Genomic DNA, 23,983 nt, shown 5'->3' on the forward strand with positions numbered 1-23,983 from the left:
CGGCCGCTCCTACTTGGCAGACGCTTGCGGCTGGCTGATCTTCGTTGCTTGCGGGTCGATCTTCTGGCCCGGGATCACCCGCAGCAGACCCGCGATCACCACGCGGTCGTCCGGCTTCAGGCCGCTCTCGATCACGCGCAGCCCGTTGTCGACGGGACCGATCTGCACCTTGCGCTGCTCGACCACGTTGTCGCCGTTGACGACCAGCAGATAGCGGCCGCCCTGGTCGCTGCCGAGCGCGGTGTCGGGGACGAGGAGGGAGTCCTTCTCCTGGCTGAAGGGCACGCGGACGCGGACGAAATAGCCGGGCAGGAGCACCCGCTTGTCGTTGGGCACGAGGCCGCGCACCGCCAGCGTGCCGGTCGACTGGTTGATGGTCGGCGAGACATAGTCGAGGTGGCCTTCGTGCGGATAACCGCTCTCGGTCTGGAGGCCGACCTGAATGGGAAATTGCTTGAGGTCCGCGGTGGTGAGCCCGCGTCGGACCGCCTCGGCGCGGATGCGCAACACGTCCTGCTCGTTGATGGTGAAGTTCACATAGATCGGGTCCATCGCGACGATGGTCGCGAGCTGGGTCGGCGAGGCGACGCCGACGAGCTCGCCGATCGAGACCATGTGCGCGCTGACGACGCCGTCGAACGGCGCGCTCACTTTGGTGTAGCCGTAATTGACCTCCGCGAGCTTCGTGTTGGCCTGGGCCTGCTGGAGGTTGGCCTGGGCGTTGTCGCGGGTCGACGTCGAGCTGTCGAGGGTGGCCTGCGACACCGCCTGGCGCTGTACCAGATCGCTCTGTCGCTTGAAGTCGGCTTCCGCCTGCCGGAGCGAGGCCTGCGCGCCGGCTTCCGCCGCCTGCGCCTGCTCGAGCTTCAGCTTGTAGGTCTCGGGCTCGATCGTGAACAGCTGGGTGCCCTGCTTGACGAAGGTGCCGTCCTGGTAGTCGATCGACTGCAGGAAGCCCTGCACGCGCGCCACCAGGTCGACATTCTGGATCGGCGCGGTGTTGCCAGTGGCCTCGACATAGCGCGTCACAGCGCGCTGCACCGGCGTCGCGACGTCGACCTTGGGCGGGGGCGGCGCCACGAAGGTGTTCTTGTCTTCGCAGCCGGCGAGCAGGGCCATTGCCGCCAGGACGGTCAGCGCCCGCCCGATCTGTCTCCACTCTCCATTGCAATGTGCGAGAGATGCGGGATTCGCGCGCGTCATTCAGTGGCCCCCGATTGCGGTCTGTCGGTATGGCAGGCTACCAACAAATACGGGGCCGTGGAACACCATAGCCATGGCAGTCACAGACCTTGCACTGCAAACGGCGCTATGTCCTTTGACGGGTTTGTCATGACAAACCGCTTTTCATCGCGCGCACGATCGACCAGTATTGCGTCAAAGGCCGCAAGATAAGAAGCAAGAAGAAAAGGTGAGGAGAACATGACATGTCCAAGTCCTTCCAATCCACGCCCCTCCAATCGGCCCTTGCCGGCCTCGTTCTCGCAGCGGCGGTCGCCATGCCTGCGCTAGCCGATGGCCTGAAGGACGAGATCGCGCCGACCGGCAAGCTGCGGGTCGCGATCGCGATCAGCCCGGCGGGCGGGGCGTTCTGGTCGACCAAGACCGAAGCCGGCTATGCCGGCGTTCCCGTCGATCTCGGCAAGGAGATGGCCGCGCAGCTCGGCGTATCAGTCGAATATGTCGTGCACCAGAATTCCGGGCAGATCACCGACGCGGCCGGCAAGGGGGCTCTTGAAAAAGGTGCTTGGGACGTCACCTGGCTGCCCAGGGATCCCGAGCGCGAGACCAAAATGCTGTTCGGCCCGATCTACGAGGTCGCCGACGCCACCTATATCGTCAAGCCGGGCTCCAACGTCACCAATTTCGCCTCGCTCGACCAGCCCGGCATCAAGGTCGCCGCCGTCAACGCCACGACGACCATGCGCGGCGCGATCGCGCATCTGAAGAATGCGACAGTCACGGGTTATCAGACCTATGACGAAATCTTCGGTCTCCTGAAAACGGCGAGGTCGATGCCTTCGCATTGTCACGCGACCAGCTGAACAAGATGGCGCAGAAGATTCCGGGCACCAAGGTGCTGGACGAGACCTTCAAGAAGACCGTGACGGCCATCGCCGTCCCGCTCGGCCACAACCAGTCGCTGGCCTTCGCCACGAAGTTCATGACGGACGCGACGACGAACGGCACCTTGCGCAAGGCCTATGACAATAACGGGCTGAAGGACACGCCGATCCGCACCGAGTAGGGCGGCCGTCAGCGCGGCTTGATCTCCGCATATGTCGCCATCGCCCGCTCGAACTTGCGGTTGAACAGCCACATCGCGGCGAGGATATCGCGGAAGCTGGCCGAGCTGCGCGCCCGGTCGGCCTGTCCGAACGCGAAGATGCTGTTGTTGCGCAGGTGCTTCATGATCGTGGGGCTGGATACGCGGTAGTTCAGCAGGTCGCCCGATCTGAGCGCGGACCGCGTCGGGGTGGGCACGATCTGGATCAGCTCGAACAGCTTCATCTGGTCGATCGGATCGGGCAGCGTCTTCACGATTCCCGGGATCTCCCGGAAGATCTCCGCATGTGCGTTCATCAGACCGTCGCGCACATTGGTCCAGTGGTTGAAGCGGTGGTCGGTGCCGCGGGCGCGCGCCTCTTCCTTGTCGTCGCGCGCGCTCAGTGCGGGATTGGCCGCTGCGATCACTGGTTTGATCGCCTCCCACTTCCTGCGGCCGTTGCGGTCTTCGGAGGGGCCGGTCTGGAAGCTGCCCATATAGGTGTTCGAGCGGCCGTTGTGGACATTCTGCTTGCCGTTGGTTTCCGCGAAGAACAGCCCGAGACTGATGCGGCCCGCAGCTTCGGCGTGGTCAGGTGTAAGCCCCTTGGCACGCGCGATCGCGACCGCGAGATCGACGACGTCCTTGAACGGCGTCGCCGAGTTCTGCGCATCGGCCGGCGGCGCCTCCATGATATCGAACAGCTTGCCGTACTCGTCGATCAGCGGCTCGATGTCGGCATCGAAATAGGCCGGCGGGATCTCGAACTTGTTGGGCCTGCCGATCCGCGACGGCATCGCGTCGGTGAGGTCCTTGTAGCTGCTGATCACGGCGACGCGGGCGAGATAGATCGCCTGGCCCGGCAGGTTCGGCAGCTTCTGCCTGGCCTCGATCTGCTTGCGCCGCTCGGCGAGGATGGATTTGAAATCGCCGAGCGCACGCTCGTAGGCCGCAAGCGCTTCCGATTGCTTTGCCGTGGGCGTTTGCGCCTGGCTCACGGCGAACGAGAGTATCAGTCCAAGCGCCGCGACAGCTGCGATGGCATGACGGCGTGCACGCATGGCCGGTTCTCCCCGAACGATTCGTTCGTCGGGAGATCGTAGCCTAGTCGTTGGCCTCCGGCGGCAGGAAGTCGACCTCGTGCAGCGCCGAGATGCGCACGACCTCGGCGGGGTCGGTCAGATTGTCGAGCTGGGTGAACAGCGCTTCCAGCTTCTGCATCGGCGAGACCCAGAACAGCGCGCGGGCCGGCTTGTCGGACTTGTTGAAATAGCCGTGCGGGATGCCGCGCGGCAGGCGCACGAGGTCGCCGGCATGGGCCTTGACCCACACGCCGTCGAGCTTGAGGTCGAGCGTGCCTTCCTGCACCAGGATGAATTCGTCCTGGGTCGGATGGACGTGCACCGGCACGAACTGGCCGGGCTCGCTGTTGGTCTCGAACGCGAAGGTGGAGTCGGTGACGGCCTTGGGGAAATAGACCTGGCCGAGGATGTTCCAGCTCTTGCCGCCATAGCCCGTGCCGTTCGCGGTGATGCCCTTTTCGAGTGCAGTCATGGCTTGCCTCCATTGGAATTTTGCTGGCGCGGAGTTTTGCCCAGCGGAGCTGCGGAGTCCATCCGTCAGACGCGCGTCAACGCCCGTCGAGATCGGAGGAGTGCTTGTGCAAGAAGTCTTCGACGTCGGCCTGCACCGAATAGGGCGTCGGGATCGGATCGCCGGCGGCATCGACGGCGGTGTCGAGAGAGCGGCGCAGCATGCGCGCGAGCTCGGCCTTGCGGTAGGGCTTTGGCAGCAGCGGCGCGCCCATGGTGACGTGTCCCGGCCCGTGCGGGGCGTCGTGGGCATAGCCCGAGGTGAACAGGACACGCAAAGAGGGGCGCATGGCCACCATCTCGTCGGCGAGCTCGCGTCCATTCAGGGCGCCGGCCATCACGATGTCGGTGAAGAGCAGGTCGAACGGCGTGCCTGCGCCCGCGATGGCAAGTGCTTCGGCCGCGTTGGCGGCGGGGATGACCTTGTAGCCGAGGCTTTGGAGCTGGACCGTGACGAACTGACGGACGTCGCGGTCGTCCTCGACGCAAAGGATGGTTTCCGTCCCGCCCACGACCTTGCGCTCGTCATAACCAGCCGGGCGAAGCGTACTGGTCTCGGCCTTCGGCAAATAGATCGTGAATGTCGTGCCGCGGCCTTCGGTGGAGTTGACCTTGATGCCGCCGCCGGACTGCTTGACGAAACCGAACACCATGCTGAGGCCGAGGCCGGTGCCCTTGCCGACGTCCTTGGTCGAGAAGAACGGGTCGAAGATCCGCTCGAGGATCGCCTGGGGAATCCCTGTGCCGGTGTCGGCGATCTCGATCTCGACATAGTCGCCGGCATAGCCGGCACCGACCGCGACGGCCTCGCGCACGCCGAACACGACGTTGCGCGTCGCCAGCGTCAGCCTGCCGCCGTCCAGCATCGCGTCGCGGGCGTTGATCGCAAGGTTGAGCAGGGCCGAGCTCAACTGGCCGCGGTCGGCGAAGGCCAGCCAGATCTTGCCGTCGAGCCTGGTCACGATCTCGATGTTCTTGTCGAAGGTCGCCAGCAGCAGCTTCGCCAGCTCTTCCAGCAGGTCGTTGACGTCGATCTCGGCCGGCTGCAGCGCCTGCTTGCGCGCAAAGGAGAGCAGGCTCGACGTCAGCGCGGCGCCGCGGTCGGCGGCCTCGCTGATCAGCTTGGTGATGGTCGCAAGCGGCGGGTTGTCCTTCACGGCGTCGGCGAGGATCTCGATCGTACCCGTGATCACGGTGAGCATGTTGTTGAATTCGTGCGCGATGCCGCCGGTGAGCTGGCCGACCGCCTCCATCTTCTGCGCCTGGATCAACTGCTCCTCGGCGGCGCGCTTCTGGGTGACGTCCTTGACGAAACTGTTGATGACGGTGCGCCCGCCAATCTGAAGCGCGGTGCTCGATGCCTCGATCAGGATTTCGTCGCCCTCCCGGTGCAGCAGGGTCGCTTCGAAGCGGATGCCGATCGGCGTGTTCGACAGCTCCGGCAGCAGCCGCATCATGCGTTGCCGAAAGCCGTCACGGAGCGGCTCGGCGACGAGCAGGTCGACGGCGTCGGTGCCGAGTGCCTCCTGCCGCGTCCATCCGGTCAGGGCCTCGGCCTGAAAGCTCCACTCCAGGACGATACCGTTCGCGTCGGTCTGAACGAAGGCATCGAGCGCGGTCTTGATCACGGCTTGCGTCATTTGGGCGCTGGCCTGCGCCTGCTCGGCAAGTTGCGCCGCGGCTTGTTTTTGCTGTGACGTCTCGATCCTGCGCGCGCAGAACCGCGCGAGCAGCACCGCGACGGCGCCGCTTGCGATCAGGGCGATGATCTCTGGCATGCCGAAGCCGGCGCCGGTCACGGCATAGGAAGCGAGGAGAGCCACAGCGGTCACGATGACCTGCGCGGCCATCGCGAGTGTCAGAAGCCTCCTGAGTTTCATGGTCTCACACCAAAGACGGCAGCCGCGGCCGCCCTGTCGAAGAGTCCGGCATCATGTGAGCTACAGACTCGTCGCGGCTGCGTCGAGGGTCAATTTGCGGTACTCTAGGAAGGCGGCGGCTAGCCCGTCGGCGAATCGGTCTGGCGCAACGTCGTCACCCAGATCACGCGCGATGGCTGCTGGGTCGGGTTGTCGAACATGTGGGGCACGATGCTCGGAAAACGAAAGCTGTCGCCGGCTTCGAGCAGATGGGCCTGGTTGTCGAGCCACAGCCGCAGGCTGCCGGACAGGATGTAGCCGGCCTTCTCGCCGGTGTGCTGCAAAAAATCCGTGCCGGAGGAGGCGCCGGGATTGAGCGTGAGTTCGTACAGTTCGAGCTGGCCTTCGCCTTCCGGCGTCAGCGCCTCCTTGACGACGCCGCTAGCGGTGAGCCGCAGCAGGCGCCGGCTGTTCTTGCGCACGATGTAGCGCTGGACGTCGCTGGGATCGCTGGTCTCGAAGAAATAGGATATCGGCACCTCGAGCGCGATGCTGAGCAGGCGCAGCGTGCGGATCGATGGCATGGCGCGTGCACGTTCGAGCTGGCTGATCATGCCGTTGGAGAGGCCGGTCTTGGTGGCGACGTCCTGGATCGAAAGGCCGGCGCGCTGGCGCAGCAGCCGCACGGTTTCGCCGAGGCGCTGGTCGACCGCATCGTCGGCCTCGATCACCGGGGCGTCCTTCGGACGGTTGGTATCGCCGCGACCATCCATGTCGCTCTCCCATGCATTGCCACAGCCCCGGACCGTGTCGGTCCGCAGCGTCAGTCGGAGTGAAAACGTCGCGCATCCTAGCAATGTGATTGACAGCTGTATTTAGTCATGATGAACTTTTGACGGAAAAATTTAGAAGCACTAAAGCCCACTCCTGTCCCTTTGCCGGGGTTTCGGGGGCGCGGGAGACGGTGCCGCGTGCGAAAACGGAGAGTGGTCATGGCAGACGACACCGGCAGGTTCGGCGTTGGAGCACTGCATCTCGGCATTCCGAATCGCCGACAATTCTTCCAGCTCGGCGCCGGCGCCGCGGCAGGATGGAGACTTTCAGGCAACGCGTTCGCGCAGACCGAGCGTCCCTCAAATCCGCCGGACAAGCCGCGCGGGCAGGTGATTGCCGCGCTGTCGCAGGAGCCGACCGTCTTTCATCCCTTGATGCCCGGCATCGAGGTCGACCAGGGCATCTGGTGGCAGGTGTTCTCGCCGCTCTGGTTCATCGAGCCCGACGGCAAGTTCGTTCCAGATCTGGCGCGCGAGGTCCCGACGGTCGAGAATGGCGGCCTGTCGGCGGACGGCCTGACCTGGAAGATCAAGCTTCGCAGCGACGTGAAGTGGCACGACGGCACGCCGTTCACGGCCGAGGACGTCAAGTTCTCGCTCGAGCTGATCAACAATCCCGATTTCCGCGTCCGCAACCGTGTCGGCCACAACCTCGTCAAGGACATCAAGGTCGTCGCGGCGGACGAGATCCACTGGCGGATGGAAGCGCCCTATTCGCCCTACATGTCGATCCTGTCGCTCACCTTCATTGTGCCCAAGCACATCCTGGAGAAGCTGTCGGATCCCAACGCCTCGCCGTTCCACAACGCGCCGGTCGGTACCGGACCGTTCCGTTGGGGCGAGCGCGTGCCCGGCGACCACATTCAGTTGAACGCCCATGCCGGCTACCACGGCAAGGGACCCTACGTTGAACGCGTGGTCTTCAAATACATTCCGGATCTCACCGTTCTCTATACCCAGTTCCGCACCGGGCAGGTCGACTACACCGGCCTGCAGGGCATCCTGCCGAACTTCGTGCAGGAAGCGAAGACGCTGAAGGGCCGCAAGATCTTCGTCTCTGCGACGTCATCGGTCGAACACATCGCGCCCAACCTCGAGTTCGGCCCCTTCGCCGACCGCACTGTGCGCGAGGCGCTGTACCTCGCCATCAACAAGCAGGCGATCATCGACGCGCTGAATTACGGACTGCCGACGCAGACCGAGAGCTTCGTGCCGCAGCAGGCGTGGTCGTTCCAGCAGGGGCTGCCGCAGCACAAATACGATCCGGCCAAGGCCAACGCGCTGCTCGATGCGGCCGGATGGACGCGTGGCTCCGGCGGCGTTCGCGAGAAGGGCGGCGTCAAGCTCGAATTCACCAACTCGACCACGTCAGGCAATGCCGTTCGCGAGCAGACCCAGCAGCTCCTGATGCAGGACTGGCGCGCGATCGGCGCCGCGATGCGCGTCAACAACATGCCCGCCGCCGTGATCTGGGGCGACTTCTGGCAGCAGTCGAAGTTCAACTCGGTGCTGGTGAACGTGAACTTCATGCTCGGCAGCGACCCCGATGTGACGCCGCGCTTCGGCTCGGGCGCTATTCCCGCCAAGGGCGGCCGCGGCTACAACACCTATCAGTACAAGAGCCCCGAGGCCGATCGTCTGCTGGCCGAAGGTGCCAGGCAGTTCGACATCGCGCAGCGCAAGACGACCTACGGCGATCTGCAGAAGCTGATCCGCAACGACCTTGCGATCCTGCCGCTGTTCCAGGGCTTCATCGCCGAAGGCGTGAAGGAAGGGCTGCAGGGCTTCCGTCCCAACATCAACACCTCCATCAACTGCTGGAATATCCGCGAATGGTACTGGGCCTGATGTCTCGGGCACGCTGGATCGCCTGAGATGGCCCGTTACGTCGCCAATCGCCTGGCGCAGGCGATCATGCTGCTCGTGATCGTCTCCGCGATCGGCTTCGCCATCCTGCATCTGGCACCGGGCGGCCCGCTGTCGCAATTCGCGGCCTCGGCGCAGATGACGCAGGAGGATCTCGACCGCGTCACGAAGCAGCTTGGCCTCGATCGCCCGCTGCCGATCCAGTATCTCGACTGGTTCGGTCGCATGCTGAAGGGCGACTGGGGCAAGTCGTACCGCGACGGCGAGCCGGTGCTGGCGGTGATCTCGTCGCATCTTGGTGCCACGCTGGAGCTGATGGCGACGACGACCATCATCGCGGTGCTGCTCGGTTGCTGGATCGGCATCCTCGGTGCACTGCGCCGTTATTCGCTGTTCGACACGCTCGCCACCATCGGCGCCATGGTTGCGCTCTCGATCCCGACCTTCTGGTTCGGCCTCGTCACCATCTACGTCTTCTCGGTGAAGCTGGGCTGGCTGCCGGCGGGCAACCGCGAGACCGTCGGCGACGGCTCCTTTCTCGACCTCCTGCATCATCTGATCGCGCCGTCGCTGGTGCTGGCGCTGGTCGAGACCGCGATGTGGGGCCGCTTCATGCGCTCCTCGATGCTCGAGGTCATCAACCAGGATTACATCCGCACCGCGCGCGCCAAGGGCATGCCGGAATGGCGCATCCTCACCGTGCACGCGCTGCGCAACGCGCTGCTGCCGATGATCACGGTGGCCGGCCTGCAGTTTCCGACGCTGCTCGGCGGCGCGCTGGTTGCCGAAACCGTGTTCACCTGGCCCGGCATGGGCCGCCTGTTCCTCGATTCCATCGGGTATCGCGACTATCCCGTGGTGATGGGCATCCTGATGTTTTCGGCGACCATGGTGCTGATCGGCTCGCTGCTTGCCGACATCCTCTATGCCGTCGTCGATCCGCGCATCCGGGTGGGCTAGGCGATGACGACTGCGACCCTCTCCACCGTTCCGCTCGCGCCCGGCCAGGCCGCCTGGCGGCGATTCCGCCGGCATCGGCTCGCGCTCGCCGGCGCGGTGATCATTCTGGTGCTCATCCTCGGCTCGGCGCTTGGCCCCTATCTGCTGCCGTTCGACGACACCTATATCGACATCATGAAGCGGTTCGCGCCGCCGCTGTCGGGCGCGCATATCCTCGGCACGGACGAGCTTGGCCGCGACGTGCTGGCGCGGCTGATGATGGGCGGGCGCGTTTCGCTCTCGATCGGCATCGTCGCGATGGTGATCGCGATGGCGGTGGGCATCGCCGTCGGCGCCTTCGCCGGCTTCTATGGCGGCGTGGTCGGCGCGGTCCTGATGCGCCTGGTCGATGCCGTATTGTGTTTCCCGACGATCTTTCTGCTGCTCGCGCTGGCGGCGCTCACCGAGCCCGGCCTCGTCACCACGACCGTGCTGATCGCGGCCACCGCGTGGATGGCCGTGGCGCGCGTCGTCGAAGCCCAGGTTCGCTCGCTGCGCGAGCGCGAATTCGCGGTCGCCGCGCTTGCCTTCGGCTCGTCGAACCTGCGCATCATGTTCCGCGAGCTGGTGCCCAATGCGATGGCGCCGATTGTGGTTGCGGCGACGCTGAACGTGGCGAAAGCGATCCTGCTCGAATCCTATGTCAGCTATCTCGGTTACGGCATCCAGCCGCCGGCCGCGAGCTGGGGCAACATGCTCAACAACGCCCAGATCTATCTCACCAGCGCGCCCTGGCTCGCGATCGCCCCGGGCCTCGCCATCACGCTGGCGGTGACCAGCTTCAACTTCCTCGGCGACGGCCTGCGCGACGCGCTCGATCCGCGCATGAACATCCCATGATCTGCAAACTCATGACGAGCAAGGTCTCGGTCGAACTGAAGTTTAGGAGTGCCTCATGTCCCCGCCGCTCAACCGTATAAACAGCGATGAACGCCTGCCGGCGCAGGTGGATGTCGTCGTCATCGGCGGCGGCGTGATCGGTGTCTCCGCGGCCTATCATCTGGCGAAGAAGGGCCAGTCCGTCGCGCTGATCGAGAAGGGCCATGTCGGCGGCGAGCAGTCCAGCCGCAACTGGGGCTGGTGCCGCCAGCAGGGGCGCGCGCGCGAGGAAATTCCGCTGGCGCGCGAGGCGCTGCGGCTGTGGGAGGACATGCAGAACGACGCCGGTGTCGATGCCGGCTTCCGCCGCACCGGCGTGCTGTTCCTGACCAAGAGCAAGGACGAGCTCGCGAGCTGGGAGCGCTGGGCGGCAATGGCGCGCGAGGAGCAGGTTCATTCCACCGTGCTGACGCCGGCCGAGGTCGCCGAGCGCATGCCCGGCAATACCGACGAATGGGCCGGCGGCCTGCATACGCCGAGCGACGGACGCGCCGAGCCGTCGATGGCTGTGCCCGCGCTCGCGACCGCCGCGCGCAAGCACGGCGTCACCATCCACCAGGGCTGCGCCGCGCGCGGGCTGGAGACGTCAGGCGGGCGCGTCAGCGCCGTCGTCACCGAGAAGGGCACCATTCGTACCCAGTCCGTGCTGCTGTCGGGTGGCGCGTGGTCGTCGTTGTTCTGCCGGCGCCATGGCATCGAGCTGCCGATCGGACTCGTCAATGCCACCGCGTGCCGGACCACGCCGGGACCGGAGATCACCTCGGGCGCGCTCGGCACCGATTTCTACTGCATCCGCCGCCGTCTCGACGGCGGCTTCACGCTGGCGCTGCGCAACCGCGGCACGGTCGAGCTGTCGCCCGATCTGTTTCGCTATGCGCGGACGTTCTGGCCGACCTATCTGCATCGCCGCAACGGATTGAAGATGTCGTTCGGCAAGTCCTTCTTCGACCAGCTCGTTCGCGGCACCAGCTGGAGCCTCGACAAGCCGTCGCCGTTCGAGACCGAGCGCGTGCGCGATCCCGCGCCCGACATGTCGCTGGTCAATTCGGCGCTGGCCGCGCTGATCAAGGCGAATCCCGAATTGAAGGACATCGAGATCGCGGAAGCGTGGGGCGGCACCATCGACTGCACGCCCGACACCATTCCGGTGATCTCGCCGGTCGACGCCTTGCCCGGCTTCTTCCTCGCGACCGGCTTTTCCGGCCATGGTTTCGGCATCGGTCCTGCCGCCGGCAAGCTCGCCGCCGACATCGTCACCGGCTCGACGCCGCTGGTCGATCCCGAGCCTTACAGCCACAAGCGCATGATTGACGGCCGGCGGCTCGCGCCGGTCAGCCCGTTCTGAGGGCGGCATGAGCGTTCTCTACAAGGCCAACATGGTTCGCGGCGCGGAATGGGCGACCTTCTTCGCCGAGCGCGCGCCCGAGCTGCCGTTCCGGCTCTGGCCCGACATCGGCGATCCCGCCGACATCCGTTATCTCGTGGCGTGGGTGCCGCCTGATGACATCGCGACGACCTTTCCCAATCTCGAGCTGGTGTTCTCGGTCGGCGCCGGCGTCGATCAGTTCGATGCCACGAAGGTTCCGACGCACATTCCGCTCGTGCGCATGCTGGAGCCGGGTATTGCCGAGACCATGGTGGAATACGTCACCATGTCCGTGCTCGCCCTGCATCGCGATCTCTTGCACTTCATGGCCCAGCAGAAGGAGCAGGTCTGGCGCGAGATCCGGATCACGCCGGCGAAGCGGCGGCGCGTGGGTGTGATGGGGCTCGGCCAGCTCGGCCAGGCCGCGCTCGAACGCCTCAAGGCGTTCGGCTTTCCGCTTGCCGGCTGGAATCGCTCGCCGCGCGAGATCGAGGGCGTCACCTGTTACGCGGGCGCGGACGCCTTGCCGGAATTCCTCGCGCAGGCGGACATCCTGGTCTGCCTGCTGCCGCTGACCGACGAAACCCGCGGCATCCTCAACGCCAATCTGTTCGCGCGCCTGCCGCGCGGCGCTTCGCTGGTCAATGTCGGGCGTGGCCCGCATCTGGTCGAAGCCGATTTCCTCGCGGCCCTCGATAGCGGCGCGCTGTCCGGTGCCATTCTCGACGTCACCGATCCCGAGCCGCTGCCCGCCGGTCATCCGTTCTGGAGCCATCCGCGCATCCTGCTGACGCCGCACAACGCCAGCATGACCACGCCGGACACCGCCGTCGATTACGTGCTCGACGTCATCGCACGCTACCGCCGCGGCGAAGCGCTGCCCGGGCGCGTCGATCGGACGCGGGGCTACTAGGGATTCGCATGAGCACCGCCGCAAGAGGACCTGATCAAGCCGCTGCCGCAAACCAGGGGCCCGTGCTGTCGGTCGCCGGCCTCGTCACCTCCTTCATGATCGAGCGGCGATGGATTCCGGTCGTCCGCAACGTGTCGTTCGACGTCGCGGCCGGGGAGACGGTGGCCATCGTCGGCGAATCGGGCTCCGGTAAGAGCGTCACGGCGCTCTCGATCATGCGGCTCATTCCGAAGGACATCGGCCGCGTCGAGGGCCGCGTCACGCTCGCCGGCCGCGACCTGCTGTCGCTGCCCGAAGCTGATATGACGGACATTCGCGGCAACGACGTCGCCATGATCTTTCAGGAGCCGATGACGAGCCTCAATCCGGTGCTCACCATCGGCTTCCAGATCGCCGAAGCGCTGATCCAGCATCGCGGCCTGTCGCGGGCGGCGGCGGAGGCGGAGACCATCCGCCTGCTCGATCGCGTCCGCATCCCCGCGGCGAAGTCGCGCTTTCACGAGCATCCGCATCGTTTCTCCGGCGGCATGCGCCAGCGCGTGATGATCGCGATGGCGCTGGCCTGCAAGCCGAAGCTCCTGATCGCGGACGAGCCGACCACGGCACTCGACGTCACCATCCAGGCCCAGATCCTGGAACTGCTGAAGGAGCTTCAGCAGGAGGAGGGGATGTCGATCCTCTTCATCACCCACGACATGGGCGTGGTCGCCGAGATCGCCGATCGAACCGTGGTGATGTATGGCGGGCAGGCGGTGGAGACCGACGCGACCTCGCGCATCTTCGCGGCGCCCTCGCATCCCTACACGCGTTCGCTGCTCGCGGCCGTGCCGCGGCTCGGCTCGATGGGCGGACATTCGCGGCCGATGCGGTTTCCGATCGTCGACAAGGTGACGGGGACCTCGGACGAGCCGACCGAGACACCGGATACGGTCTCGATCGCCGAACGGCCGCTGCTCGAAGTTGCCAATCTCACCACGCGCTTTCCGATCCGCTCGGGATTGTTCGGAAAAGTCTCGGGCCGGGTGCACGCGGTCGAGAACATCTCCTTCACCTTGCGCGCCGGCGAGACACTGGCGCTTGTCGGAGAATCCGGCTGCGGCAAGTCGACCACGGGCCGCTCCATCCTCAAGCTGATCGAACCTGACAGCGGGACGGTTCTGATCGACGGCCAGGATGTGCTCGCCATGAGCGGTCGCACCCTGCGCGATTGTCGCAAGCAGATGCAGATCGTGTTCCAGGATCCGTTCGCGAGCCTCAATCCGCGCATGTCGGTGGGAACGGCGATCGCAGCGCCCCTGCTCGCCAACGGGCTCGCCTCGGCGTCGCAGGCGCGCGACAAGGTCTCCGACCTGCTCGTGCGTGTCGGCCTGACCGCCGACATGGCGGCGCGCTTCCCGCACGAGTTCTCCGGCGGCCAGCGCCAGCGCATCTGCATCGCGCGCGCGCTCGCGCTCGGACCCAAGCTGATCGTCGCGGACGAAGCGGTCTCTGCGCTCGACGTCTCGGTCAAGGCGCAGGTCGTCAATCTGATGCTGGACCTTCAGGCCAGCATGGGCCTCGCCTATCTCTTCATTTCCCACGACATCGCGGTGGTCGAGCGCATGAGCCATCGCGTCGCGGTGATGTATCTCGGCGAGATCGTCGAGACCGGCCCGCGCGCGGCCGTGTTCGGCAATCCGCAGCATCCCTACACCAAGAAGCTGATGGCCGCGGTGCCGGTGCCTGATCCGTCACGCCGCGCCACCAAGCGCGGGGTCGCGAACGACGAGATCAGAAGCCCGGTGCGCGCGCCCGATTATCAGCCGCCGGTGCGGCAATATCGCGAAGTCTCGCCCGGCCACGTCGTCCAGGTCTGGGGCGAGGAATGGTCGGGCTGAGGAGGACGCGCGGCGCCCTCACGAATTCACGTGCACGAAATCCCGCAGCAGCGGGTAGATCTCGTTGTTCCAGCGCTTGCCGGAGAACACGCCGTAATGGCCGACGCCGGCCTGCATGTGGTGGACGCGGCGATAGGCGCGCACGCCGGTGCAGAGGTCCTGTGCCGCGAGCGTCTGGCCGATCGAGCAGATGTCGTCCTTTTCGCCCTCCACCGTCATCAGGCCCATCCGACCGACAGCCTTGGTGTCGACGGGACGTCCGCGGTGCATCAGCTTGCCCTGCGGCAGCAGGTGCTCCTGGAACACGTCGCGCACGGTCTCGATGTAGAATTCCGCGGGCAGATCCATCACCGCGAAATACTCGTCGTAGAAGGTCTTGATGGTCGCGGCCTTCTCCTTCTCGCCCTTGGCGATGTGGTTGGCGAGATCCATGTGCTGCTTGATGTGGCGCTCGAGGTTCATCGAGACGAACGCGGTGAGCTGCACGAAGCCGGGATAGACCTTCCGGAACGCGCCGCGGCACTGCATCGGCACGTAGTTGATGAGGTTCTGCTCGAACCAGTCGATCGGCCTGCTCTTGGCGAACTCGTTGACCCTGGTCGGCTGGATTCGCGTGTCGATCGGCCCCGCCATCAGCGTCAGCGTCGCCGGCCGCGAGGGATGATTGCCCTCGCACATGATCGCGGCGGCGGCGAGCGCCGAGACCGATGGCTGGCAGATCGCGACCATGTGCGGGCGCGGGCCGAGCTGGCCGAGGAAGTCGATCAGATGCTCGGTGTAGTCTTCGAGCCCGAAGCGGCCCTCGCTGCGCGGAATGTCGCGCGGATTGTGCCAGTCGGTGATGTAGACGTCGTGATCCTGCAGCAGCGTTTTCGTGGTGCCGCGCAGCAACGTTGCGAAGTGGCCGGACATCGGCGCCACCAGCAGCATGCGCGGCTGCTCGCCCACGCCTTCCTTCTTGAAATGCAACAGCGAACCGAACGGGGTGGCGTAAGCGATCTCTTCGGTGACCGCGACTTCGCGGTTACCCACCATGACGCTGTCGATGCCATAGGCCGGGCGGTGATAGGTGAGGGTGGAGCGCGAGATCATCTCCAGCGCGGCCGAGAGCCGGCCAAACACCTGATCCGACGTCCCCTGCGGCACCAGATGAAGGAATTTAAGCGCGGACGAGGCTCCCACACGAAACGGCGCCGTCAAATCCATGTGGTTCTGAAACGCCTGATAATTCATCGACATCATTCTGATGCGCCCGTTTGTCCCGTGCTGCTATGCAATATCGAAGCTAAACAAGAGTCAAACCGCCCGGAAAACTGGCACGTCGCTTGCTGCTATTTTCGCGGGAAGCACAGAGCATGGGCACGCCGCGAGCCGGGCAGGGTGCCAGTATCAGGCGTGAGGGAAGGGCCACATGGCGAAGGCGACACTGACCATCAGCAGCAAGAACTACTCGTCCTGGTCGCTGCGTGGCTGGCTGCTGACGAAATTTTCCGGGCTCGATTTCGAGGAGACCGTGACCGCGCCGGACGACGCGTCGGCGCGCGCCGAGATCCTGCTGCTGTCCTCGTCGATCCTGGTGCCGTGCCTGCGGCACGACGGCGCCACGGTCTGGGACACGCTGGCGATCGGCGAATATCTCAACGAGGCGATGCCGGATGCCGGGCTATTGCCGGCCGATCGCGTCCAGCGCGCCCATTGCCGCTCGATCTGCGGCGAAATCCATTCCGGCTTCACCACCCTGCGCGCCTCGCTGCCGGTCAATCTGAAGGGGCACTTCCCCGGCTTCAAGATCTGGTCGCGCGCGCAGGCGGACATCGACCGCGTCTGGTTCATCTGGCGCGATTGCCTGGAGAAGTCCGGCGGCCCGTTCCTGTTCGGCGCCAAGCGCACCATGGCGGATGCGATGTACGCGCCCGTGGTAACGCGCTTCGTCACCTATGACGTCAAGCTCGAGCCAAAACTGAAGGCCTATGCCGACACCATCATGGCGATGCCCGAGATGCAGGAATGGATCGCAGCGGCGAAGGACGAACCGGCCGAGATCGAGGAGCTCGAGGTCGAATATTAGGCAGGGCGGGCGCCGCCCTGCCTGTTTCCGTGGCGGAGCCTGAGCCGCCGCACTGGGCGGCCATATCGATGAAGTCGTTAACGTTTGGCGCCGGTCGCCGGGGCCAGCCTGCCTCTACACCGCGCAGATGTTGTATCCGTGCACGGGCTCATTGCGACATCTAGCCGTGAACAGCCGGGAACAGGGCGATTCGGCTGATTCGGACGTGATTCGTTCGGGCCGCGTTCCGAAGGTTAAGGCGGCGCGCGGCCCCGTTGCATTTTGGAACAGAACCGGCGGTCAGGCGACGCCCGAATGCTTCACGCGCGGCACGCGCCAGCCGATGACGGTAGCCTCCACGGGCACGCCGGCGGCGTGGTTCTGCCAGCGGCCCTCGACATAGCGGCAGGCGAACGGCAGTTGATACGTTCCGCTGTGATCCTCGCACAGCACCTCGACCGGCAGGCCAGGTGGCGGTTCTCCGGCGCCATCGAATTCCGCCAGACGTCTATCGCGCGTAGCCATCGCAAAAATCTCCCCTAATCAAAGCCGCGGAAGGAGCGCCCACTTCCTCCGCGTACGGTTCACTGCGCCCCGTCCCAAGAATCCCGTCCCAAGGATCATTCGAGGGAACACACCAAGCTCAACGCGAGAATGCGGTGCGAGTGTGGTAGCCTCGCCGCGCGGCGCGCAAAAAGCGCAATTTGCCGTGATCGATTGGACGAGGAACCTGCATGCTGCTTCGAAACGCCGGCGTTTGTATCGCGATGTTGCTGTTCGCCACGCAGGCCGCCGCGCCGGCCCGCGCGCAGGACGTGCCCGGCATCGAGATCTGCACCGTCGAGAAGACGATGGAGCGGCGCACGAGCTGCCTGCAGAGCAACGTCGATTTTCTCCAGAAGACGATCACCAAATTGACGCTCGATCACCAGCAGAAGATCGATGCTGCCAATCGCCAGATCGACGCGTTGAAGACCGGCGTCGCCGCGCTGCAGAAGACCGTGAGCGACCTCCAGGCCGCTCAAGTGAAGATCGCGGAGGACGTCAAGAAGAAGCAGGACGCGCCGCCGCCCAAGGATGCGGCGAAATAGGCGCGGCGATCACGCGACGCGATAGCGCTCCATCACGCCGCGATCCGGTTCGTAGCCGAGCCCTGGTCCTGTCGGCACCGCGACATGGCCGGTGGAATCGACATCGGCCCGGCCGCCCCAGAGACAGGCTTCGCGCTTGAGATAGAACATCTCGACGAGCCCGTCGTCCCGCCCCGCCAGCAGATGAAGCGTCGCGAGCAGGCCGGGGCCGAAATACGGGGAATGCGGGACGATTTTTACTCCGAGCTGATCGGCAAGCGATGCAACCTTCAGAAACTCCGTGATGCCGCCGACCTTGATCACCGATGGCTGGGCGTGGCTCACCGCCCCCGCGTTCATCATCTGGCGGAATTGATATTCCGTGCATGCGTTCTCGCCTGCGGCGATGTCGAGCCCGCCCTTGCTGCGGACCTCGGCGAGCGCAGTAAAATCTTCTGGCGGCCAGACCGGCTCCTCTAAAAACATCGGCTGCGCGTCCTTGCACGCTTTTGCGAACGCGATCGCCTGCTCGCCGGTCAGCGGACAATTCATGTCGACCATCAGCGGAATATTGGGGCCGATCGCCTCGCGTGCGGCAAATATCGCGGGTGTCGTGGTCTCATGCAGCTTGATCGCGCCATAGCCGAGCGCCATGGCCTTTCTGCATTCGCCGGCGATGTTCTCCGGCGATCCGATCCGCAGCAGGCTCGCATAAGCGGGAATATTCGAACGTCGGGTCTCGCCAAGCAGGCGATGCAGCGGCACGCCCTCGATCTTCGCTGCGAGGTCCCACAGCGCGATGTCGAGGCCGGAGATCGCGAACATGGTGATGCCGTAGCGGCCGAACAGGTGCAGATTGCGCTGGATCTGCTCCATGGTCGCGGGAATGCCGGCGGCGTCAGGCACCTTCAGCCCGCGGGCTTGCGGCGCGATCATTTCCTCGACGGCGCTGCGCGTGGTGCGGGGGCAGACGTAGGCGAAGGCATCCCCCAGCCTGTCAGCCCGGCATCGGTCGTGACTTCGACCAGCACCATGTCGAGCGCGGAGATCGCGGACGCGCCCTGGCGAAAGCTCGCGACACCGGCGTCGTAGGGAATGCGGATATGGTGCGCCCGCACATCGGTGATTTCCATGACGCGGTTCCTCTTTCTGGTGAGCGGTTTCGCCGAGTGTAGCCGCGAATGCGAGGGCGTTGCCAGTAGGGGGGGCGGCGCAACGCTGGCATACCTGCCCGCTTGCTTGGCAAGGCGGACCTGTTTTGTCATAACCGCAGGCAAATCTTGCGTGCGGGCCCGTGCCGGACATCCCGCGCAAGCCATAACAAGCAGCCGGGAGGGTCTTCATGTCCAACGTTCGTGTTCTCGCCACCGACCTCGAATTTCCAGAAGGCCCCGTGGTGATGCCGGACGGCTCGGTGGTGCTGGTGGAAATCCGCGGCCAGCGTCTGACCCGCATCTATCCTGACGGCCGCAAGGAGATCGTCGCCAAGGTGCCGGGCGGCCCGAACGGCGCAGCCCTCGGCCCCGACGGCAAGATCTACCTCTGCAACAATGGCGGCTTCTCCTGGATTCCGACCCGCAACATGATCATGCCGGGCCCGCAGCCCGACGATTATCTCGGCGGCTCGATCCAGCGCGTCGATCTGCAATCCGGCAAGGTCGAGACCGTCGTGACCAAATGCGGCGAGCACGATCTGCGCGGGCCGAACGACCTGGTGTTCGACAAGCACGGCGGCCTCTGGTTCTCCGATCTCGGCAAGCGTCGCGCCCGCGAGATGGACGTCGGCGGCATGTATTACCTCAAGCCCGGCATGACGGAGATCGTCGAGGTCGTGCACGGCATCTTGCCGGCGAACGGTATCGGGCTCTCGCCGGACGAGAGCATTGTCTACATCGCGGAGACGCCGACGGGCCGGCTCTGGGCCTATGAGCTTTCCGCGCCCGGTACGCTCAAGCCGCGCGACGTGATCTATCGCGGCGAGCGCGGCAAGCCGATCTGCGGCCTCGGCGGCTACCAGATGTTCGACTCGCTCGCGGTGGAAGCAAACGGCAATGTCTGCGTCGCCACCCTCGTCTCCGGCTGCATCTCGGTGATCGCGCCCGACGGGACGCTGGTCGAGCAGGTCCCGACCGGCGACCGCGTCACCACCAACATCGCCTTCGGCGGCCCCGAACTGAAGACCGCCTACATCACGCTGTCGGGCAAGGGCGAGCTGATCGCCATGGACTGGCCGCGCGGCGGTTTGCCGTTGAATTTTCTGAACAAGTGAATGTAACTGGACGAGCCGTGCCAATACATCCGTCGTCATTCCGGGATGCGTGCGCCAGCACGCAGGCCCGGAATCCATAACCCCAGGCGGTGGTTGTGGATTCCGGGCTCGCCGCTTCGCGTCGCCCCGGAATGACAGCAGTCATTATGGAGTGGGAAATGCCCTGGCCTGATCCTATCACCCTGCGTGGACAGCACGCCCGTCTCGAGCCGCTGTCGAAAGCGCATCACGAGGGGCTGGTGGAAGCCGTGAAGGATGGCGAGATCTACAAGATCTGGTACACCCTGATCCCAACGCCGGAGAACGTCGCCAAGGAGATCGACCGACGCCTCGGCCTGCAGGCCGCGGGCTCGATGCTGCCGTTCACCGTGTTCGACGCCGGCGGCAAGATCGTCGGACAGACCACCTACATGAACATCGATGCCGCCAACCGCCGGGTCGAGATCGGCTCTACCTGGTACGGCAAGAGCGCGCAGCGCGGCCCGCTCAACACCCAGTGCAAGCTGCTGCTGCTTACGCATGCCTTCGAGACGCTGAACTGTATCGCGGTGGAATTCCGCACCCACTTCTTCAATCACCAGAGCCGCAATGCCATCGAGCGCCTCGGCGCCAAGCAGGACGGCATCCTGCGCAGCCACCAGGTCGCGCCGAACGGCACGCTGCGCGACACCGTTGTCTACAGCATCACCGCCGCCGAATGGCCGACGGTGCGAACGCATTTGAATTATCAACTCAACGAAAAGCCGCGCTGAGCGGCGGCCGAGGCACCATGGACAGATTTGATTATGTGATCGTCGGCGCGGGTTCGGCCGGTTGCGTGCTCACCAGCCGGCTGAGCGAAGATCCGGGCACCAGCGTCTGCGTGCTGGAGGCGGGACCGAGCGACTGGCATCCCTACATCCATCTGCCGGCGGGCTTCATCAAGACTTTCCACATGAAGAGCATCAACTGGGCCTACCAGCAGGAGGTCGGGCCCTGGACCGGCGGGCGCAGCATCTATGCGCCGCGCGGCAAGACGCTCGGCGGTTCGTCCTCGATCAACGGCCACATCTACAATCGCGGCCAGCGGATGGATTTCGACACCTGGGCGCAGATGGGTAATCGTGGCTGGGGCTATGCCGACGTGCTGCCTTACTTCAAGCGTTTGGAGAAGCGGGTCGGCGAGGGCGACAACACGTTCCGCGGCCGCGACGGCAATCTCACCGTCACGACGATGGAGTGGCGCGATCCGCTCTGCGAGGCCTTCATGGAAGGTGCGGTCTCGCTCGGCATCCCGCGCAACCCCGACTACAACGGCGCCAAGCAGGAAGGCGTCTCCTACTGCCAGCGTACCATCGACAAGGGCCTGCGCGTGTCCGGCTCGACCGCGTTCCTCAAGCCCGCGATGAAGCGGCCCAACGTGCATGTGCACACCCATGCGCACGCCACCGAGATCATCTTCGAGGGCAAGCGCGCCGTCGGCGTGCGCTACATGAAGGGCGGTCGCGGCGGCACCCCGGTGGAAGTGCGCGCCAACAAGGAAGTCATCCTCTCCGGCGGCACCTATAATTCGCCGCAGCTGCTGCAGCTCTCCGGCATCGGCTCGCCCGATCTGCTCGGCGCCCACGGCATCGCCGTGCGCCATGCGCTGCCGGTCGGCGAAGGCCTGCAGGATCACTACGCCCCCCGCACGGTGGCGCGCGTCAAGGACATCAAGACCATCAACGAGCTTCGTCGTGGCTTCTCGCTGTGGATCGAGGCGCTGAAATGGGCGACCGCGCGCAAAGGCCTGCTCTCGCTGTCGCCGACCATGGTCTATTGCTTCTGGCATTCCGGCGAGAGCGCCGATAGCTCCGACCTGCAACTCACCTTCACGCCGGCGAGCTACAAGGAAGGCGTGCAGGGCCAGCTCGAGGACGAGCCCGGCATGACGGTGGCCTCCTGGCAGCAGCGCCCCGAAAGCCGCGGCTATGTCCGCATCCGCTCGAAGGATCCGTTCGCGCCGCCGATCATCCAGACCAACTACCTCGACGCCGAGCTCGATCGCCGCGTCATCGTCGGCGGCATGAAGCTCGCGCGGCGATTGCTGAAGAGCGTGCCGCTGTCGCCCTATTACGCCTACGAGGATTTCCCCGGCCCCAACATCAACACCGACGACGAATTCCTCGCCGCCGCCACCGAACGCGGCACCACCACCTTCCACCCCGGCTGCACCTGCCGCATGGGCCCGGCGGATTCGAACTGGGCCGTGGTCGACGACCAGCTCCGCGTCCACGGGCTGGAGGGCCTGCGCGTCATCGACGCCTCGGTGATGCCACGCATGATCTCGGCGAACCTCAACGCCTCGACCATGATGATCGCCGACCGCGCCTCCGACCTCATCCGCGGCAAGGCGCCGATGGAAGCCGCGCGCATCCCGGACGCCGCGGTGGCGTGAGGCACGGCTGCGTAGGGTGGGCCCTGGAATTGAGTTGACGTGTCCCGTCGGGCAAAACACCCCGCATCCCGTCAACCCCTCCGCGCAAAAATATTCCACTTTACCGAAATTCGGAATTGCGGCATACATCCAGGCAGCCCGGCCCACGAAGAGGGGCGGTTCGCGAGTCGTTCGAAACGCGGGCCGGGTTGCGGTGGACGCGGCAGCGTCGTGCGCGAGAGGCGTGGGCAGGGCGGGTAGTCCCTGTGAGCCCGAGGCTTCGTGCGGACGAGCGGCGCTGAAGTCCGGCGAAGCCTCCTGGCGAAGCCGGATGAGCTGCGTACGGCAAAACCGTGTGGTCCTGGCCGTCGTTGCTACGGTCAAGCCTTTGCGGAGATGTGCGCGAGCCCAACCGGGCAGACGGCATCGTCAATTCGCGAGGCGAGGGAGGCCAGAAGGAAAGTTCGGCTCCCGGGAGAGCACGGCATAAGCCGTCCGACCATCGCGCAGGGAAGGCCGGGCGTTCGGCCGCACCTGTATGCCGCTGTGCAATTCCTTTTGCGCTACACGCGCACAGCGGACCGTGGGTGCCAAGCCGGCACCCGGCCTTCCCTGCGCCCTCTTTCTTTTGGGGCGTGAAGGAGAGAGCAAAGCTCGGGCGACATGCGCCGCGAGGCTGCGAAGGCGTGTCTGCAACTACGCACTCGCTGTCATCGTCCGGCTTGACCGGACGATCCAGTATTCCAGAGGCGGTTGTGATTGAGTCGATACGGCGCGGCGTACTGGATTCCCCGCTTTCGCGGGGAATGACGGCGGTGGTTGGGGAGGCAGCCGAGCGCTACCTTAAACGAACTTGCGCCTACACTTCCCGTCGGCTCAAGAACGCCAACCGCTCGAACAGATGCACGTCCTGCTCGTTCTTGAGCAGCGCGCCATGCAGCGGCGGGATCAGCTTGCGCGGGTCACGCTCGCGCAACTGCTCGACGCTCATGTCTTCGTTGAGCAGCAGCTTCAGCCAGTCGAGCAGTTCGGACGTCGACGGCTTCTTCTTCAGGCCGGGCACCTCGCGCACCTCGAAGAAGATGCGCAGAGCCTCTTCCACCAGGCGCTTCTTGATGCCGGGGAAGTGGACGTCGACGATGCGGCCCATCGTGTCGGCATCCGGGAACTTGATGTAGTGGAAGAAGCAGCGGCGCAGGAACGCGTCCGGCAGCTCCTTCTCGTTGTTGGAGGTGATCATCATGATCGGGCGCTGCTTCGCCTTGATCGTCTCGCCGGTCTCGTAGACATGGAATTCCATGCGGTCGAGCTCGAGCAGAAGGTCGTTCGGGAATTCGATGTCGGCCTTGTCGATCTCGTCGATCAGCAGCACCGGGCGCTGCTCGGCGGCGAAGGCCTCCCACAGCTTGCCGCGCTTGATGTAGTTCTTGATGTCCGAGACCCTGGCATCGCCGAGCTGGCTGTCGCGCAGGCGCGACACCGCGTCGTATTCGTAGAGGCCCTGCTGCGCCTTGGTGGTGGACTTGATGTGCCAGGTCAGCAGCGGCGCGTTCAGCGCCTTCGCCACTTCTTCCGCCAGCACCGTCTTGCCGGTGCCGGGCTCGCCCTTGATGAGCAGCGGGCGCTCCAGCACGATCGAGGCATTGACGGCGACCTTGAGATCGTCGGTCGCAACATAGTCCTTGGTGCCGGTAAATTTCATCGCGCGTCCTTGTTGGTCGTCGTCCCGGGTTTGGCCCTGGTCGCGACATG

General features: G+C 65.2%; 19 protein-coding genes and 2 pseudogenes. 12 read left to right on the plus strand and 9 right to left on the minus strand.

Annotated elements, in window-relative coordinates; translation table 11 throughout:
• Nucleotides 1-9: 9 nt before the first annotated feature.
• On the minus strand, nucleotides 10-1,203 hold the full coding sequence (locus tag F8237_RS23105) for an efflux RND transporter periplasmic adaptor subunit (RefSeq protein WP_151648204.1): 1,194 nt from the start codon (nucleotides 1,201-1,203) through the stop codon (nucleotides 10-12).
• Nucleotides 1,204-1,499: 296 nt separating this feature from the next.
• On the opposite strand from F8237_RS23105, the pseudogene F8237_RS23110 reads away from it, so the two are divergent.
• Nucleotides 1,500-2,248 (plus strand): annotated as a pseudogene (locus F8237_RS23110) (transporter substrate-binding domain-containing protein).
• Nucleotides 2,249-2,256: 8 nt separating this feature from the next.
• On the opposite strand, the gene F8237_RS23115 reads toward F8237_RS23110, so the two are convergent.
• The 4 genes from F8237_RS23115 to F8237_RS23130 all read right to left on the minus strand — a co-directional run bounded on the left by F8237_RS23115 (nucleotide 2,257) and on the right by F8237_RS23130 (nucleotide 6,490).
• The gene (locus tag F8237_RS23115) at nucleotides 2,257-3,327 is read right to left on the minus strand and encodes a hypothetical protein (protein WP_151648206.1); all 1,071 of its coding nucleotides are present in this window, start codon (nucleotides 3,325-3,327) and stop codon (nucleotides 2,257-2,259) included.
• 43 nt (nucleotides 3,328-3,370) lie between these two features.
• Nucleotides 3,371-3,820, minus strand: a complete 450-nt coding sequence (locus F8237_RS23120) for a cupin domain-containing protein (protein ID WP_151648208.1) — start codon at nucleotides 3,818-3,820, stop codon at nucleotides 3,371-3,373.
• A gap of 76 nt (nucleotides 3,821-3,896) precedes the next feature.
• Nucleotides 3,897-5,738: an ATP-binding protein gene (locus tag F8237_RS23125; RefSeq protein WP_151648210.1), complete on the minus strand. Its 1,842-nt coding sequence runs from the start codon at nucleotides 5,736-5,738 to the stop codon at nucleotides 3,897-3,899.
• Between the two features lie 119 nt (nucleotides 5,739-5,857).
• Complete coding sequence (locus F8237_RS23130; RefSeq protein WP_151648212.1) at nucleotides 5,858-6,490, minus strand: cupin domain-containing protein; 633 nt, start codon at nucleotides 6,488-6,490, stop codon at nucleotides 5,858-5,860.
• A gap of 219 nt (nucleotides 6,491-6,709) precedes the next feature.
• Between F8237_RS23130 and F8237_RS23135 the strand changes: the two genes are divergently transcribed.
• From F8237_RS23135 to F8237_RS23160, 6 genes are read left to right on the plus strand one after another with little or no spacing between them, the layout of a single operon-like run.
• Complete coding sequence (locus F8237_RS23135) at nucleotides 6,710-8,398, plus strand: peptide ABC transporter substrate-binding protein (protein ID WP_151648214.1); 1,689 nt, start codon at nucleotides 6,710-6,712, stop codon at nucleotides 8,396-8,398.
• Nucleotides 8,399-8,425: 27 nt separating this feature from the next.
• Nucleotides 8,426-9,376: an ABC transporter permease gene (locus tag F8237_RS23140; RefSeq protein ID WP_151648216.1), complete on the plus strand. Its 951-nt coding sequence runs from the start codon at nucleotides 8,426-8,428 to the stop codon at nucleotides 9,374-9,376.
• A 3-nt stretch (nucleotides 9,377-9,379) separates the two neighbouring features.
• Entirely contained in the window at nucleotides 9,380-10,255 is an 876-nt protein-coding gene (locus tag F8237_RS23145; RefSeq protein WP_151648218.1) for an ABC transporter permease, read from the plus strand.
• Between the two features lie 55 nt (nucleotides 10,256-10,310).
• A complete protein-coding gene (locus F8237_RS23150; RefSeq protein WP_151648220.1) occupies nucleotides 10,311-11,639 on the plus strand; it encodes an NAD(P)/FAD-dependent oxidoreductase in 1,329 nt (442 codons plus the stop codon).
• A 7-nt stretch (nucleotides 11,640-11,646) separates the two neighbouring features.
• Complete coding sequence (locus F8237_RS23155; protein ID WP_151648222.1) at nucleotides 11,647-12,573, plus strand: 2-hydroxyacid dehydrogenase; 927 nt, start codon at nucleotides 11,647-11,649, stop codon at nucleotides 12,571-12,573.
• 8 nt (nucleotides 12,574-12,581) lie between these two features.
• Nucleotides 12,582-14,450 carry an ABC transporter ATP-binding protein gene (locus tag F8237_RS23160; protein WP_201280143.1) on the plus strand — a complete coding sequence of 623 codons (1,869 nt, stop codon included), beginning with the start codon at nucleotides 12,582-12,584 and terminating at the stop codon, nucleotides 14,448-14,450.
• Between the two features lie 18 nt (nucleotides 14,451-14,468).
• On the opposite strand, the gene F8237_RS23165 is transcribed toward F8237_RS23160, so the two are convergent.
• Nucleotides 14,469-15,692 carry a polyhydroxyalkanoate depolymerase gene (locus F8237_RS23165; protein WP_151648223.1) on the minus strand — a complete coding sequence of 408 codons (1,224 nt, stop codon included), beginning with the start codon at nucleotides 15,690-15,692 and terminating at the stop codon, nucleotides 14,469-14,471.
• 169 nt (nucleotides 15,693-15,861) lie between these two features.
• Between F8237_RS23165 and F8237_RS23170 the strand changes: the two genes are divergently transcribed.
• On the plus strand, nucleotides 15,862-16,518 hold the full coding sequence (locus F8237_RS23170; protein ID WP_151648226.1) for a glutathione S-transferase family protein: 657 nt from the start codon (nucleotides 15,862-15,864) through the stop codon (nucleotides 16,516-16,518).
• A gap of 279 nt (nucleotides 16,519-16,797) precedes the next feature.
• Here the strand turns inward: F8237_RS23170 and F8237_RS23175 are convergent, their stop codons facing one another.
• A complete protein-coding gene (locus F8237_RS23175) occupies nucleotides 16,798-17,022 on the minus strand; it encodes a hypothetical protein (RefSeq protein ID WP_151648228.1) in 225 nt (74 codons plus the stop codon).
• Nucleotides 17,023-17,231: 209 nt separating this feature from the next.
• Between F8237_RS23175 and F8237_RS23180 the strand changes: the two genes are divergently transcribed.
• Nucleotides 17,232-17,588, plus strand: coding sequence for a hypothetical protein (locus F8237_RS23180; protein WP_151648230.1), 357 nt, complete (start codon nucleotides 17,232-17,234; stop codon nucleotides 17,586-17,588).
• Between the two features lie 9 nt (nucleotides 17,589-17,597).
• Here the strand turns inward: F8237_RS23180 and F8237_RS23185 are convergent.
• Nucleotides 17,598-18,700, minus strand: a pseudogene (locus tag F8237_RS23185) (mandelate racemase/muconate lactonizing enzyme family protein).
• A gap of 209 nt (nucleotides 18,701-18,909) precedes the next feature.
• On the opposite strand from F8237_RS23185, the gene F8237_RS23190 reads away from it, so the two are divergent.
• The 3 genes from F8237_RS23190 to F8237_RS23200 all read left to right on the plus strand — a co-directional run bounded on the left by F8237_RS23190 (nucleotide 18,910) and on the right by F8237_RS23200 (nucleotide 22,252).
• The gene (locus F8237_RS23190) at nucleotides 18,910-19,836 is read left to right on the plus strand and encodes an SMP-30/gluconolactonase/LRE family protein (RefSeq protein ID WP_151648232.1); all 927 of its coding nucleotides are present in this window, start codon (nucleotides 18,910-18,912) and stop codon (nucleotides 19,834-19,836) included.
• A 158-nt stretch (nucleotides 19,837-19,994) separates the two neighbouring features.
• Nucleotides 19,995-20,588, plus strand: coding sequence for a GNAT family N-acetyltransferase (locus tag F8237_RS23195; protein WP_151648234.1), 594 nt, complete (start codon nucleotides 19,995-19,997; stop codon nucleotides 20,586-20,588).
• A 17-nt stretch (nucleotides 20,589-20,605) separates the two neighbouring features.
• Nucleotides 20,606-22,252 carry a GMC family oxidoreductase gene (locus F8237_RS23200; RefSeq protein ID WP_151648236.1) on the plus strand — a complete coding sequence of 549 codons (1,647 nt, stop codon included), beginning with the start codon at nucleotides 20,606-20,608 and terminating at the stop codon, nucleotides 22,250-22,252.
• 838 nt (nucleotides 22,253-23,090) lie between these two features.
• Here F8237_RS23200 and F8237_RS23215 read toward each other — a convergent pair.
• Complete coding sequence (locus F8237_RS23215) at nucleotides 23,091-23,933, minus strand: AAA family ATPase (protein ID WP_106948590.1); 843 nt, start codon at nucleotides 23,931-23,933, stop codon at nucleotides 23,091-23,093.
• Between the last annotated feature and the right edge of the window lie 50 nt (nucleotides 23,934-23,983).

The organism is Bradyrhizobium betae, from assembly GCF_008932115.1.
GTDB lineage: Bacteria > Pseudomonadota > Alphaproteobacteria > Rhizobiales > Xanthobacteraceae > Bradyrhizobium > Bradyrhizobium betae.

Coding starts and splice junctions, on each gene's coding strand:
- F8237_RS23105 (WP_151648204.1), bottom strand. CDS start 1,203: ATGACGCGCGCGAATCCCGCATCTCTCGCACATTGCAATGGAGAGTGG.
- F8237_RS23115 (WP_151648206.1), bottom strand. CDS start 3,327: ATGCGTGCACGCCGTCATGCCATCGCAGCTGTCGCGGCGCTTGGACTG.
- F8237_RS23120 (WP_151648208.1), bottom strand. CDS start 3,820: ATGACTGCACTCGAAAAGGGCATCACCGCGAACGGCACGGGCTATGGC.
- F8237_RS23125 (WP_151648210.1), bottom strand. CDS start 5,738: ATGAAACTCAGGAGGCTTCTGACACTCGCGATGGCCGCGCAGGTCATC.
- F8237_RS23130 (WP_151648212.1), bottom strand. CDS start 6,490: ATGGATGGTCGCGGCGATACCAACCGTCCGAAGGACGCCCCGGTGATC.
- F8237_RS23135 (WP_151648214.1), top strand. CDS start 6,710: ATGGCAGACGACACCGGCAGGTTCGGCGTTGGAGCACTGCATCTCGGC.
- F8237_RS23140 (WP_151648216.1), top strand. CDS start 8,426: ATGGCCCGTTACGTCGCCAATCGCCTGGCGCAGGCGATCATGCTGCTC.
- F8237_RS23145 (WP_151648218.1), top strand. CDS start 9,380: ATGACGACTGCGACCCTCTCCACCGTTCCGCTCGCGCCCGGCCAGGCC.
- F8237_RS23150 (WP_151648220.1), top strand. CDS start 10,311: ATGTCCCCGCCGCTCAACCGTATAAACAGCGATGAACGCCTGCCGGCG.
- F8237_RS23155 (WP_151648222.1), top strand. CDS start 11,647: ATGAGCGTTCTCTACAAGGCCAACATGGTTCGCGGCGCGGAATGGGCG.
- F8237_RS23160 (WP_201280143.1), top strand. CDS start 12,582: ATGAGCACCGCCGCAAGAGGACCTGATCAAGCCGCTGCCGCAAACCAG.
- F8237_RS23165 (WP_151648223.1), bottom strand. CDS start 15,692: ATGATGTCGATGAATTATCAGGCGTTTCAGAACCACATGGATTTGACG.
- F8237_RS23170 (WP_151648226.1), top strand. CDS start 15,862: ATGGCGAAGGCGACACTGACCATCAGCAGCAAGAACTACTCGTCCTGG.
- F8237_RS23175 (WP_151648228.1), bottom strand. CDS start 17,022: ATGGCTACGCGCGATAGACGTCTGGCGGAATTCGATGGCGCCGGAGAA.
- F8237_RS23180 (WP_151648230.1), top strand. CDS start 17,232: ATGCTGCTTCGAAACGCCGGCGTTTGTATCGCGATGTTGCTGTTCGCC.
- F8237_RS23190 (WP_151648232.1), top strand. CDS start 18,910: ATGTCCAACGTTCGTGTTCTCGCCACCGACCTCGAATTTCCAGAAGGC.
- F8237_RS23195 (WP_151648234.1), top strand. CDS start 19,995: ATGCCCTGGCCTGATCCTATCACCCTGCGTGGACAGCACGCCCGTCTC.
- F8237_RS23200 (WP_151648236.1), top strand. CDS start 20,606: ATGGACAGATTTGATTATGTGATCGTCGGCGCGGGTTCGGCCGGTTGC.
- F8237_RS23215 (WP_106948590.1), bottom strand. CDS start 23,933: ATGAAATTTACCGGCACCAAGGACTATGTTGCGACCGACGATCTCAAG.